We start from the raw sequence: 12,899 nt of genomic DNA on the forward strand, positions 1-12,899 counted from the left end.
TCTCCGGCTGCCGCCCCCCGGCCCCAGCTGGACCCCGCCCCCGTTTTTCTTGGTCGGGGGTGCGCCCGATTTTATTGACCCCGGGTCCCCCCACCCGCCCTCCGCCCCCGCGGCGCGCCCCCCCCACGGCTCCGTCGTCGGCGCTCCGCGCCGCACGCATGACCTGGCCCCTCGCGCGCAGTGCCGGGCGGGACGCTTCGGCGGCGGTCCGGCCTTCGGTGAGGGAGGAGCGCCCTGCCGCGGTGCGTCAGAGGGGGAGACGCAGGTCACACCGGGTCGCGTCACGTCGTGCCGAGCTGATCCGTCACAGAGGTGTAGCCACCAGCAAAGGCAGAAGGAGTACACCGTGGACGCACGCATCAGCCTCTTCGGAAACCCGGTCGCGGCCAAGTTCCTGAGGTCCTTCAACTCGGCGGGCAAGGCGGTCTCGGACTCGACGCTGCCGGCCGCGACGCAGGAACTGGTGAAGATCCGCGCCAGCCAGATCAACGGCTGCGGTTTCTGCACCGACATGCACACCAAGGAAGCCACGCAGGCCGGGGAGACCTCGACGCGCCTCCACCTGGTCGCGGTCTGGCGGGAGGCCACGGTCTTCACCGAGGCCGAGCGCGCCGCTCTGGAGCTGACGGAGCAGGGCACCCGCATCGCCGACGCGGCCGGTGGCGTCTCGGACGAGGTCTGGAAAAACGCCGCCAAGCACTACGACGAGGACCAGCTCGCCGCCCTGGTGTCCCTCATCGCCCTCATCAACGCCTACAACCGTCTCAACGTCATCGTCCAGCAGCCCGCCGGCGACTACCAGCCCGGCCAGTTCGGATGACGAGGGGTACCGGACCGGAACCCCGGTGTCGCCGCGCACCCTCGGCAGTACCGTCCCGGCCCCTCACGGGGGACCGGCCGGGTGCTGCGGCACGCGGTGTTCCGGCTGATCGGCAGGACCCGGCCGGGCCTGCATGGGCGGGGAGCCGGGGACGTCCCACTACCACTCGGGACAGTGGATGCCCGGCCTCGGCCAGGTGACCGACGTCAACCACCGCACCACGACGGAGGGTGACTCCGCCGCTCCGCCCCCGGATCACAGGAGGAACGGCAGGTTCACCACCAGGGCGATGTACGCGATCGCCGCGATCACGATGAGCACGGTGAGCAGCACGTAGTGGACGAGGTACCACGGCACGCGGACGCCGGGGAAACGCGCCTTCACCAAGGGCCACGTGAGGAGACCGTGGTCCCTGACCTCCACGCCCAGGTGCCGCCACAGTTCCTGGAGTGCCTGCGCGTCCCAGTGCCGGGGGTCGATCATGACGGGGCGGTCCGCCCGGGACGTGATGACGATCCGGCTCTGCTGCGGACCGTCGACCGGCAGCCTGACCGTGTGCAACCCCGTCAGTGAGGACAGCGGGGCGTGGAGAACCTTGCGGTTCCACCGGTTGCGCACCGTCAGGACGCCGTTCGCCAGCTCGATACCGGCGTTCGCCCAGCGTAGGCCGCTCAGCAGGCCGATCCAGAGCAACGGGGCGGCGAACGCCAGGATTCCGATCACGAGGCCCGTGGTGCCGGACCCCGCCGATGTCCCGCGACCCTTCGCCATCATCAGGCCCATGCGCAGGGCTCCGATCACCAGGATGGGCGCGCCCTTGAGCAGCGGCGCCACGACGGTCCTCGTGTCGGCCCCGACCGAGATGCGCGGCGGATCGGCGTCGTCCTGGGCCGCGGCGGCGAGCGGGGCGTCGCCCGGTGGTCGCGTGGTCATTCCCATGTCCTCCTCGCATGCCGCGCGCTCTCTGCGCCGACCGGCCAAAAAACGGCGCAATGCCGCCGAGGACGATGCTGCTGGACCCCGGAACACGTCGGCATCGGTGAAACCACGTAATGTCGCCACGTGTCCGGCACCGTGTCCACAGCCGGAGGTCCGTGCGGCCGCAGCGCCCTCCGGCGGGCTCGCCGGTGACCGACTGTCACTGCCGGGCCGTAGAGTCGGCGGCCGGGGCAGAGATCGACGGCGGACACCGAGCCGTCGCAGGTGGGGGGCGTCAGCATGGAAGAACTCGTCGGCAGATCCTCGGTACTCGACCGGCTCGACGGCGTAATCGCCGGACTGGGAAGGACCGGGGAGCCCACGGTCGTCGACATCGCAGGGGAACCCGGCATCGGCAAGAGCCGCCTGCTCGCCGAGGTGTGCTCGCGGGCGCGGCAGGCCGGATGCACGGTGCTGCGCGGCCGGGCCACGGAGTACGAACGGCACGTGCCCTACCAGGCGTTCACGGACGCACTCGCCGACGCCTCCCCGCACCTGCCCGACGCCGAACCCGTGCTGGCCGAGGCGAGTGCGGCGCTGCACGCCGTCCGCAGCACGCCCGGGGCACCCGACGGCGGCGCCGCGGCCCGATTCGGCCTGCACCGCACGATCGCCGCGCTCCTGACCCGCCTGGGCGAGAGCGGCCTGGTCCTGGCGGTCGACGATCTGCACTGGGCGGACCCCGCGTCCCTGGAACTCGTCGACCATCTCGTACGCCACCCCGCGCACGGCAGGGTCCTCCTCGTCGTGGCCCGCAGGGCGCGGCAGACGCCGACCTCCCTCACCGCCGCGCTCACCCGCGGTGCCGACAGCGGCGCCGTGCTCCACGTCGACGTGCAGCCGCTCCCCGAGCAGGAGGCCGTCCAGGCCCTGGCCCGCGACCTTCCTCCGGACGACGCCCGGCGGATCTACGCCGCCAGCGAAGGCAACGCGCTGTACCTGCTCTCCCTGCTGCACGCCTACCGCAACGGCGCGTCGCTGCGCGGCATCACCTCGCACACCGACGCCGTCGACGCACGCGGCATCCCCACCGGGCTCGCGTCCCTGCTGCTCGACGAACTGACCACGCTCACCGAGGCCCAGCGCGGCGTCGTGGAGGCGGCCGCGGCGCTCGGCGACCACGCGACGACCGCCATGCTGACCGCGGTGACCGGATCCGGCGCCCGCGACGTCGACGACCACACCCGTACGCTCGCGCTGCGCGACGTCCTGCGTCCCGGCCCCGGCGGCCGCTGGGCTCTGCGCCACCCCCTGGTGCGCGCACTGGTCTACGAGAACACCTCACCCGGACGGCGCGCCGAGATCCACCGCCGTGCCGCACGGGAACTTGCCCGAAGCGGAGCGCCCGCCGCCGAGCGCGCCCATCACGTCGAGCGGTCGTTCACGCGCTGGGACCCGCGGGCCGCTGCCGTGCTCGGAGAGGCCGCAGCCCAGCTGTCCTCCACCGCGCCGGCCACGGCCGCCCACCTGCTGGACGTCGTACTCCGGCACATGCCGGACACACCCGGACACGCCCGGCGCCGCGGCGAACTCGCCCTGGCCCGTGCCCGGGCGCTCGGCGTCAGCGGAAGCCTCCGGGAGAGCCGCGACCTGCTGCACACGCTGATCGACGCGTCGGGCGACGACCACCCCGACCTGCGTACGGAGGCCATCGCGCAGTGCGCCGTGATGGAACGACACCTCGGGCACTCGCCGGAGGCCGCCGCCCTGCTGCGCAGGGAGCTGTCCCGCACCCCGGCGCCGCCGCCGGGCCAGGCGGTGTCGCTGAGACTGGCGCTGGGCATGTCCGCACTGCTGACCGCTTCCTACCCAGAGGTTCGCGCGGAGGTCGCCGAGGCCGTCGCCGCCGCCCGCGCCCACGGCGACGCCACGGGCGAAGCGGCGGCGCTGGCACTGGCGGCCCTCGGCGAGGCGTACGAGGGCGAGACCGCGGCGGCAGGCAGGTTCGCCGACGCCGCCCGCGGGCTCACGGACGCGCTGACCGACCCGAACCTCTCGGACCTGTGCGAGTCCTTGGTCTGGCTGGCCTGGGCGGAAGTCCTGCTGGAGCGCTACACCGATGCGGAACGGCACATCGCCCGGGGACTGGACATCGCCCGCCGCAGCGGTCAGGTCCACGTCCTGCCGCACCTGCTGACGAGCCGGGCCTTCGTCTGTCTGCACACCTGCCGGGTGCCCGCGGCGCTGGAGTCGGCCGAAGAGGCGGAATCCATCGCCCGCGCCGCCGGCAGCGACGACCTCCTGGCGTTCACCCTCGCCATCAAGACGCTGGTGCTGCTGCTCGCCCGTCCGCTCGGCGACACCAGCGCGCTGGCCACCGGGGAGGAGGCCGTCGCCGCAGCCGGCGGGAGCCGGGGCTGGTGGGCCGCCCTGGCCTGGTGCATGCTCGGCCACGCCGCCCATGTGAACGGCGACCCGCATCGCGCCCGGGAGGCCATCACCACCGCCGGGGGAGGCCGCGAGCTCCCGCTGCTGCAGCCGTCGATCCGCCCGGGCCAACTGGACACCCTGACCCAGGCCGCCCTGGCCTCCGGCGACCTCGACCAGGCCGTCCGCTGGGCCGCACAGGCGGCCCGCGAGGCGCACCTGCTGGGCCTCGGCGGCCAGCGCGCCGGCGCACTCCGTGCCGAGGCCTCCCTCGCAGAACACCGCGGCGACACCGACAAGGCCGTACGGCTCCTGGACACCGCGGCACAGCAGTACGCCCGCGACGGACTGCGCCTGTGGGAGGCGTACTGCCTGCTGCGCGCCGCTCCGTTGGTCAGGCGCGCCGGACAGGGGGCACGCGCCGAAGGGATGTGGCGGCGCGCCCGCCGGATCGCCGCCGACGGCGGCGCAGGCCTGCTCGTGGACCTGGCCGAGGTCACCCGCGGACAGGTGATGGCGTCCGCGCCCGCCCTTCCGGCGGAGCTGGCCCAGCTGACGGCCCGCGAGCTGGAGGTGGCGGGGCTGGTGGCGGAGGGGCTGAGCAACGAGGCCATCGCGGCTCGACTGCACCTCAGCCGGCGCACGGTCGAAACCCATCTGTCCGCCATCTACCGCAAGGCCGCGCTGCCGTCCCGCTCGGCGCTGGCCAGCCTCATGACACGCACCGTGCTGGCGGCCGGTCACAGCTGACCGCCTCCGCCGGCACGAGCCGTCTCCGGGAGAAGGCTGAGCAGCGCCGCCTGTCACAGCGACAGCTCGACCACCAGGGGCCGGTGGTCCGAAACGGCCGTGCCCGGCGCGTTCACCGCGGCGACGGCACCGGCGCCGATCCCCGCGGCCAGGACGTGGTCGAACTGCACCACGGGCCGATGCGAGGGGTAGGTCGGTGTCCGGCCGAGACTGCGCCAGCGGCCCGGGGCCGCCCTGGCGGCAGGGCGGCCGTGCCGCGCGCCCGGGAGCCAATGCCCCACCAGATCGGCCGCGTTGAGCACCGCCCCGGGGACCGGGCCGGTCAGGTTGAAGTCGCCCAGCAGCACATGCGGCCGGGGCAGATCGTCGATCCACGCGCGCACCGCGAGCAGCTGACCGACGTTCCAGCCCGGTACGAACGACAGATGGACCGCCACCGCCGTGAAGGGACCGCGTGGCCCTTCCAGTACCGCGGCGAGCGCCACCCGAGGCTGGTCCCGCACCATGGCCGGTCGGGGCCGCCCGGGCACCCGCAGCGGGAGGGCCAGGGGTGCCGGAGCGATCCGCCGGGCTCGCCACCGATGCACCGGAAGCCGGGACAGCAAGGCGACGCCGTGCGAGGGTACGTCGCCCCGGGGGAGCGGGACGCCCGGCCCGTACACCCGCAGCCCCGGCGCGGACGGTTCGAGGATCCACCCTCTGTCCGGCGTCCAACGGCCGTGCAGCGCCGCCGCGTAGCGCCAGTCCTCCGCCCCCGCTGCCTTCGCGGCGGCGGCCGCCTGATCGACTCGCCCCGACCGCTCCTGGAGCCGGTCCACCTCCTGAAGGGCGAGCACATCGGCATTCAGGGATGCCACCGCGTCCGCGAACAGCGCCCGGTCGGCACCGGCCGAGCCGTGGGTGGACGGCGGGCGGCCGTCGCCCCTGATCTCCCGGCCGTGCAGCACGTTGAACGTCGCGCACCTGACCCGTCCGGGTGGTTCGGCCCCGCCAGGACATGCCCCTGAGCCCGTCATGCGCCGGACCGTATCCCCTTTTCCGACGGAGGGGCAGGCGCCCCACCGATTACCCTCCAGGAGCCGGAACGCCCTCAGCGCGCTCTCGGCTTCGGGGTGAGCAGGGGCAGCGAGGGCGTGGAACTGCCCGGATACGGCATCGGATAGGTGGGCTGACCCGGTGCGCCGGTGGCGGGCGCCGTCGGTGGGGGAGAGGCGGTGGGCCTTCCGTTGCGGTCGCAGACCCCGGGCGCCGATGGCGGGGTGAGCCGGTAGTCGGCCACCCGCTTGGTGGGGAAGTCCACCGTGTCGGGCAGCAGAGGGCCGGAATGGGTGCTGATGTCGGTGGGCAGTTCCCCCGATGTGAGCGGCTTGCCGGCGTAGATTGCGCTCAGGAAGCCCACGCAGGGGCTGATCTCGCGGGGTGCGAAGCTCTTGGGGGGACGCACGTCGTGTTCCTTGCGCCCGTCGATGTGCAGTTCGCTCCGCTTCAGGGACTCCATGGAGAAGTAGAACCTCTTCGTGGAGCCCGGGAGGCTGCCGCTCGAACCGTCGTCGGCGGGGCGGTAGGTGATCTTCCAGTACTGCACCTGGACGGTGACCGGTTCACACAGCGGTCCGTCGAACCCGGTCGAGCTCCTGTCGAAGTGGACCTGACCCCCAGCGGCCCGGCCGCCCACACCGATCTGCTCGAACTTCACCCATCCCGCCGCCTGTTCCGCGGACCAGCCCTTGTCGGGATGGCAACCGGCTGCATTGGTGGGATACACCGGTGTCGGGGTGCTCAGCGGGGTGGGCGAGGCGGAAGCGGAGGCAGTGGAGGCGCTCCGGGAGGAGCCGGGCGCTGCCGAGCCGTCGGCCGTGCCGCCGGAGCATCCGGCCGTCAGCAGCGCGAGTGCCACGAACACCGGAGCAGTCACCCGCCGGACGGGGACGGACGAGCCCCCCGTCGTCACAAGAACGCCGTCCGTCCCGCGTCCGAACCGCCTCCCCTGGTGGGCCCGCACCCCCGGACCGCGGCGGCCGCAACGGAACACCGCAGCACATCCGGGAGGCAGTGGTTTCCCGGAGTGCTTCGCGGCGCGCAGGTCCGTGGGCCGTGCTGTCATGCGGTTGTCCTTCGCAGGGAGCCGGTTCGGGAACGAGCCTGTCAGGAGGCCGGGCCGCCGGCATCGTGGCAATTACGTAGTCCGGACTCGGGGCCGGCCTCGGACGAACCGAGTTCCGCCGTCACCGCTTCCGGATCCTGCCCGCCACCAGGTCGGACCGGTCGGACGCGTCGGACCGGTCCGACCTCCCTTCGGATCGCCCCACGACATATGGGCCGATATTTCGGCGTTCACCGGACAGGTTCAGGCGGTGAGGCCATACTCAAAGTCCCACCGTGACAGGTGTGTTGAGATGTGGAATCCGTCGAGCTGTGGCGGGGCGACGGCTCAACGACGCACAGGGGGCTGACACACACTCATGACCACTCCGACTCCGTCCGTCACGTCCGCGACCGCGCCCTCGTGGAGGCCCGGCGGGGAGCATCGCCGTCTTGCGCGGGCCCTGGCCAGACAGGTGGTGGCCGAGGTCGCCGCCGGGGAGCTGCCGCTCTTCGAGCAGCGCGCCCGGAGCCACTTCCGCCCCCGGCTGTGGCGCCGCCGGGCCCTGTCCGGTGACCTCATCGGGCTGGCGGCCGACGTGGTGACACCCGCCGCGCTGTCGGCGGCGGCGGGGGTGATCGGGGTGATGTCGGCCGAGTTGGTGAGCCGGCTGACGACGCGCGTCGTCGGCCGCGTAGCACGCCGTTGGCGGCGGTCCGAAGGCGAACCCGCCGCTCCGGCGACGGCCCCGCCGACCGCAGCGGAGCTGACCCGCTGGCGTACCGCGGCCCTGTCGGGCGCCCTGCGCCACGTGTCCGAGGAACGGGCCCGGCAGATCGCCGACTCCGCACTGGCCGAACTCGTACGCATGCTGGCGGAGGACACGGAACCGGAGTGTGTCTCGCCGCCTCGCGCCGCGCTCGGGTCTCCCGGGGCAACGGATGCCGGTGGCCGGGACACCGGCGATGCGGAGGGGAACCCGGCCCGGCTCGCGGACGAGGTGGACGGCGGTCCGAACGCGGACTCCGGGCACGGGGACGGGCACCGGGACGAGGGCGGACCCGCCCCGACGGGGACCGGGTCCTAGCGTGGTCGTACGGGCACTCCTCTTCTGCGTGGCGCTGATGGCCGCGGCCGTCACGATCGCCTTCCCGGCCACCACGAACCGTCACGAACAGGCCGGGCAGGCCTACAGTCGGTGCTGGCCGGGGGCGCTGCGGGAGTTCCAGTTGCGCCTGCCGATGTCCCCCGTGGAACGCGAGATCCTTGCCCAGGCACCTGTCTGGCCGCCGCAACCGGTGCCGGAGAAGTACGGGTCCGCCCTGAAGCGGTACCTCCGGGAGCACTGCCCACCGCCACCGGTGGACCGGCCCGAGTCGCGCGCCGGGCTCGTAGCGGGAGTGCTGGGAGCCGGGGGCTTCGTCCTGTACTGGCTCAGCCCCTACCAGCAGATCCTGTTCCGCGGGCTGCGCCGCCTGTACCCCACGCCGCGCACCGGAACGCCCCGGGGCTACCGGCCGGACCTGGCCGACGCCGTCCACCAGCTGGCGGACGAGGCCGGGGTGAGCGTCCACGGGGTGTGGCTGAACGCCGCCGACTACACCAAGAACGCGGTGGCCTTCGGCCACTGGCGGCGCCGGCACATCGAACTCGCGAGCGGTATGGAGGAGCTCCACGACAAGGAGCCGGCCACCTTCGAGGTCGTCGTCCGCCACGAACTCGGCCACATCCGCCACCGGGACCTCGACGTCACGCATGGCGTCACCGCGCTGTGGGGAGCCTTCATCGTCCTGCTCGCCGCCACGTGCTGCTTCGCCCTGTCCGGGCAGGCCGGCGACGGTGCGTACCTGCTCCGGCTCACCTTCCATCTCGCCCTGCTCACCTACACGCTCTACGCGGCCCGCAACACCTTCCTCCAGTCACGGGAACTGCATGCCGACGCCTTCGCCGTGACCGGTCCCCCCGGCTCGGACAAGGGAGAGGAACGCCGACGGAAGCTGGACGAGTGGTTCGTGTGCCTGGCCGCGCAAAGTCCGCCGAGCACCGGAGCGCTCCGTGCCGCCGCGGTCGCCGTTCGCGCGACCCAGGGTGCGCCGGATCCGGCGGAACGCGGCTACGGCGGCGCACCGTTCGCCACCCATCCCTCCCTCCGGCGCCGCAGGGCCGCCGTGCGGCACCCCGCCCTGGCGGGCGAGCTCAGCGCCTGGGAAGCCGCATTGACCGGCTGTGTCGCCATGTTCACCGTCAACCTGCTGCTGGGGGACAGCTTCGACGTCATGCTGACCGGGGTGCGACTGGGCTTCCTGAAGCTCGACACGCTCCGCCCCGTCTACACCTGGCTCGCGATCCCCCTGCTCCTCCCGGCCGGAGCCGTACTGGGCCTCGGCATCCGGCACACGGTCGCCGCGTGGGGCGGCGTCCGCGGCGGTCGCAGGCTGGCGGGTCGGCTGGCGCTCCTGGCAGGCGGCCTGTGGGCCGGACTGTGCGTCGGATGCATGCTCCATCCCTCTCAGCCCTTCGGCTCCGGCCGGTCCGTGCAGCTCGCCACGATGTGGTGGCGCGCGATCACCGGCGTGCTCGGACTGGGCCTCGCGCTGACGGCGGCGCTGTCCGTCCTGGCCGTCTCGCTGGTCGCCCTGGCCTGCGGCGCACTGTGCCCGCCGCGGGCGGCGTCCCTGTGCGCCGGGGGGTACGGCGTGCTCACGGCCGCGGCATGGTTCCCGTCGGCGCTTCCGGACGGTACCGCTCCGTACCTTGACGCGGTGGTGGTCGGCGCGGCACTGCTGAGCGGCACGGCGCTGCCGTTCCTGCGCCGTCGGCCCGGACCGGCCGCACCCGCCCGGCTCAGCCTCGAGGGGCCGGTGACACGGACCGAAGGACCGGGTACGACGATGCCGCGGCGTCTGCTGGCCCATGCCGTCACCATAGCGGCGGCCGTCGGGGCGGTCGTCGTCGTGGCCGCCCGCCTTGTGGACACCCCCGATTCACCGGTTGCACTGGTGGCCTCGATGGGACTGGTCGCCTACGTCGCCGCCCTCGCCGGAGCGGCCGCCGCCCCGCACGACGCAGAGTTCCGGCGCAGGCTCCGATTCGCCGCCTTCTGCCTTGCCGTGGGTGCCGGTGCGGTCGCCGTGCAGTATCTGGCACGGCCCGCCCTCGGCCCGGGGCCCTTCCTGCTGCTGGCCCTGCCGGCGGCCGGTGTGCTGGTGGCCGGCCGGATCTCGGCAGCGTCCCTCTACGCCTTCCGGCACCGCACGGCGTCCCGTTTCCCGTCACGGCAGGCCCGGGAGGACTGATGGCCGGGTCCGGCGTGCGGTCGAGCCCCGCGCGGGGGCGCCTCCTGAGGGGGACCAGGGGGCGAGCGAGGGAGCCGAGCGCATCCCGGTTCCCGGATCCGCTCGGTGACCGGAGGCCGGGGGCACCCGTGGGCCAGGGAGGCGTGTTCATCCCGACACGCCGGCATCCCTCCCGAAATCTCTTTGGTGGCAGCGGTGGGCACTTGCCACAATGCGGCGGTGACCAACACCGAACACCCCCGTCCCCTGCTCCGTCGCCCCGCCGAGGGTGAACTCATCGACGTCGCCGGGGTGGCACACCTCTTCCGGCTGACGGCCGAGGAGACCGAGGGGCGCTTCGCCCTGGAGGAGTTCACCCTCGCCCCGGGCACGGTGGGGGCGCGCCCGCACATCCATGAGGCGCATGACGAGTACTTCTACGTCCTGGAGGGCGAACTCACCCTGCACAACGGCGAGCAGGAGATCGCCGCGGGCCCCGGCACGGTCCTGGCGGCACTGCGCGGCAGCCCGCACGGCTTCCGCAACGCCGGACCTGCCACCACCCGCGCGCTCTGCCTCTACACTCCAGCGGGCTACGAAGGCTACTTCCGCGAGGTGCACCAGGCCGTGTCGGCGGGCGCCGTGGCCACGGACGAACTGCTCGCCGCCTTCCGCCGCCGCTACCGCACCACGTCCGCCGACCTCCCCGTCGATCCGCCCCGGAGCGGTCGTCCGGCCGAGTCGGCGGCCGGCTGAGCCGGCGGATGCGCGGTGCGCCGAACGGAACCCGATCACGAAGTGACGCCGGGGTCCGGGCTTCGGCCCGGCCATGGTGCGCGCACCCGCCGCCCGCCCCGCAGGGCGCGGCCGCAGCCGGGACCCGGTGGCCCGGACTCCGGCCGCGCCTTGACTTCGAGGGTGCTCCACGTCCTGGCGTCGCGCCCATGAGTGCTTCAACGCTGCCGCAGAGCACGGCAGCCGGGCACGGTCGGACCGTGCGCAGGAAGGAGGCCGCCGGATGAGGGTGCTGGTGACGGGCGGGACGAGCGGACTGGGACTCGCCATGGCCTCCGCCCTGGCCGCCGCGGGAGCGACGGTCGCGCTGACCGGCCGGTCCGGCGGACGCGCGAGCCGGGTTGCCGCCGAACTGCCGGGCGCGGTCGGCATCGAGCTGGACGTACGCGACGAGGCGTCGGTGGCAGGGGCGGTCGACCAGGCGTGGTCGCGGCTCGGCGGCATCGACATGCTGGTGAACAACGCCGGGATCGGCATGCGCACGGTCAACCCGCAGTTCATGACGCATCCGCAGGGCTTCTGGGAGGTGCCGGTCGCCGGCTTCCGCGAGGTGATCGAGACCAATCTGACCGGCTACTTCCTGGTGGCACGCGAGATCACGCCGCGGATGCTGGCCGCCGGCACCGGCCGCATCGTGAACATCTCGGTGAGCCGGTCCACCATGCACCGCGCCGGTTTCGTCCCCTACGGGCCGTCGCGTGCCGGCAGCGATGCGCTGTCCCGGATCATGGCCGCCGACCTGCGGGACACGGGCGTCACCGTCAACGTCCTGCTGCCGGGGGGCGCGACCGCCACGGGGATGCTCCCGTCCGGCGCCGTGCCCCGCGGCCAGAAGGTCCTGTCACCCGAGGTGATGGGCCCACCCATCGTTTGGCTGGCCTCCGACGCCGCTGCCGGGGTGCATGACGAGCGCATCGTCGCCACCGAATTCGGGCAATGGCTGAGCGACAGGGACAACGAACGGTGAGGCGCGGCTGACGGCCTCGCCCTCCTCCCGTCCCGCGCGCAACAGGCCGGTTGCCTGCTCGGCCGCTGCCAAGACGCGCCACGGGGATCACAGTTGGCGGGCGCGCTCTCGCGTAAGCCAGTATGAACGCATGAACGATTACAGCACGCAACCCGGCCTCCGCCCGGTCCGAGGAGTGTCCCGCTCCGCGGTGGCCGCCCTGCTTCTCGCGGGCCTCGCCTGGGCGGCCCGGGCCCTGTGGCAGATACGGCTCGCCACGGCCGGGATGCCGCCTTCCGGGCCACCGGACCAGGGCGACGGTCAGCACCGCACCTTGACCGGTATGGAGGACACCTACCACATCGTCAGCTCCGTGGGCGACGCAGTGACGGCGCTCTGCGCGGTCGCGTTCCTGATGTGGCTGTGGCGCGTCCGGGACAACGCGCAGGTGCTCTCCGGACAGCGGCCGCGCTACGCCTGGCCGTGGGTGTATGCGGGCTGGGTCGTGCCCGTCGCGAACCTGTGGGTGCCCCGCGGGATCGTCGCGGATGTCCACCAGGCAAGCGCCCCGGGCACCCGGCTGCCGCACGCCGTGAACTGGTGGTGGGGGCTGTGGCTGGTCGCCACGCTGAGCGGGGTCGGTCTTACGACCAACCTCTCCACGGACGACATCATCGCGCGTGCCTACACGGACGTGGGCTTGCTGCTGGCGGTCGACGCGGCCGTCGTTGCTGCGGCCGTGGCCGGTGTCTTCGTGGTCCGGGCGCTTACGGCGGTTCAGCAGGCACGCCTGCGCGAGCCGGTGCTGAACGGCTCCGCCGCGGAGCTCCGGCCGGTCGACCGCACGGCGTGAGCAGTTCGCACGTCCGGCCTCCGACCCGCCGG

Annotated in this window: 10 protein-coding genes; 7 read left to right on the forward strand and 3 right to left on the reverse strand. The window is 73.4% G+C overall.

Annotation, left to right across the window (positions count from 1 at the left end; genetic code table 11):
* Window positions 1–346 precede the first annotated feature (346 nt).
* Complete coding sequence (locus ACWCP6_RS24080) at window positions 347–820, forward strand: carboxymuconolactone decarboxylase family protein (RefSeq protein ID WP_450934590.1); 474 nt, start codon at window positions 347–349, stop codon at window positions 818–820.
* 255 nt (window positions 821–1,075) lie between these two features.
* On the opposite strand, the gene ACWCP6_RS24085 is transcribed toward ACWCP6_RS24080, so the two are convergent.
* The gene (locus ACWCP6_RS24085) at window positions 1,076–1,753 is read right to left on the reverse strand and encodes a hypothetical protein (RefSeq protein ID WP_450934591.1); all 678 of its coding nucleotides are present in this window, start codon (window positions 1,751–1,753) and stop codon (window positions 1,076–1,078) included.
* A 285-nt stretch (window positions 1,754–2,038) separates the two neighbouring features.
* On the opposite strand from ACWCP6_RS24085, the gene ACWCP6_RS24090 reads away from it, so the two are divergent.
* Window positions 2,039–4,915 (forward strand): helix-turn-helix transcriptional regulator, encoded by a 2,877-nt coding sequence (locus ACWCP6_RS24090; protein WP_450934592.1) that lies wholly within the window; start codon window positions 2,039–2,041, stop codon window positions 4,913–4,915.
* 53 nt (window positions 4,916–4,968) lie between these two features.
* On the opposite strand, the gene ACWCP6_RS24095 is transcribed toward ACWCP6_RS24090, so the two are convergent.
* Entirely contained in the window at window positions 4,969–5,931 is a 963-nt protein-coding gene (locus tag ACWCP6_RS24095; RefSeq protein ID WP_450934593.1) for an endonuclease/exonuclease/phosphatase family protein, read from the reverse strand.
* A gap of 74 nt (window positions 5,932–6,005) precedes the next feature.
* Entirely contained in the window at window positions 6,006–6,830 is an 825-nt protein-coding gene (locus tag ACWCP6_RS24100) for a hypothetical protein (protein WP_450934594.1), read from the reverse strand.
* 547 nt (window positions 6,831–7,377) lie between these two features.
* On the opposite strand from ACWCP6_RS24100, the gene ACWCP6_RS24105 reads away from it, so the two are divergent.
* The 5 genes from ACWCP6_RS24105 (at window position 7,378) to ACWCP6_RS24125 (ending at window position 12,867) form a co-directional block, all read left to right on the forward strand.
* Entirely contained in the window at window positions 7,378–8,085 is a 708-nt protein-coding gene (locus ACWCP6_RS24105; protein WP_450934595.1) for a hypothetical protein, read from the forward strand.
* A 1-nt stretch (window position 8,086) separates the two neighbouring features.
* Window positions 8,087–10,294: a M48 family metalloprotease gene (locus tag ACWCP6_RS24110; protein WP_450934596.1), complete on the forward strand. Its 2,208-nt coding sequence runs from the start codon at window positions 8,087–8,089 to the stop codon at window positions 10,292–10,294.
* A gap of 219 nt (window positions 10,295–10,513) precedes the next feature.
* Window positions 10,514–11,029 (forward strand): cupin domain-containing protein, encoded by a 516-nt coding sequence (locus tag ACWCP6_RS24115; protein WP_450934597.1) that lies wholly within the window; start codon window positions 10,514–10,516, stop codon window positions 11,027–11,029.
* Between the two features lie 262 nt (window positions 11,030–11,291).
* The gene (locus ACWCP6_RS24120; RefSeq protein ID WP_450934598.1) at window positions 11,292–12,035 is read left to right on the forward strand and encodes an SDR family NAD(P)-dependent oxidoreductase; all 744 of its coding nucleotides are present in this window, start codon (window positions 11,292–11,294) and stop codon (window positions 12,033–12,035) included.
* Window positions 12,036–12,165: 130 nt separating this feature from the next.
* Window positions 12,166–12,867 carry a DUF4328 domain-containing protein gene (locus ACWCP6_RS24125; RefSeq protein WP_450934599.1) on the forward strand — a complete coding sequence of 234 codons (702 nt, stop codon included), beginning with the start codon at window positions 12,166–12,168 and terminating at the stop codon, window positions 12,865–12,867.
* Window positions 12,868–12,899 lie beyond the last annotated feature (32 nt).

The organism is Streptomyces sp. NPDC002004, assembly GCF_053593975.1.

Excerpts from the sequence above, each read along its gene's own strand:
- ACWCP6_RS24105 (WP_450934595.1), top strand. The coding sequence starts at position 7,378 with ATGACCACTCCGACTCCGTCCGTCACGTCCGCGACCGCGCCCTCGTGG.
- ACWCP6_RS24095 (WP_450934593.1), bottom strand. The coding sequence starts at position 5,931 with ATGACGGGCTCAGGGGCATGTCCTGGCGGGGCCGAACCACCCGGACGG.
- ACWCP6_RS24085 (WP_450934591.1), bottom strand. The coding sequence starts at position 1,753 with ATGACCACGCGACCACCGGGCGACGCCCCGCTCGCCGCCGCGGCCCAG.
- ACWCP6_RS24090 (WP_450934592.1), top strand. The coding sequence starts at position 2,039 with ATGGAAGAACTCGTCGGCAGATCCTCGGTACTCGACCGGCTCGACGGC.
- ACWCP6_RS24125 (WP_450934599.1), top strand. The coding sequence starts at position 12,166 with ATGAACGATTACAGCACGCAACCCGGCCTCCGCCCGGTCCGAGGAGTG.
- ACWCP6_RS24120 (WP_450934598.1), top strand. The coding sequence starts at position 11,292 with ATGAGGGTGCTGGTGACGGGCGGGACGAGCGGACTGGGACTCGCCATG.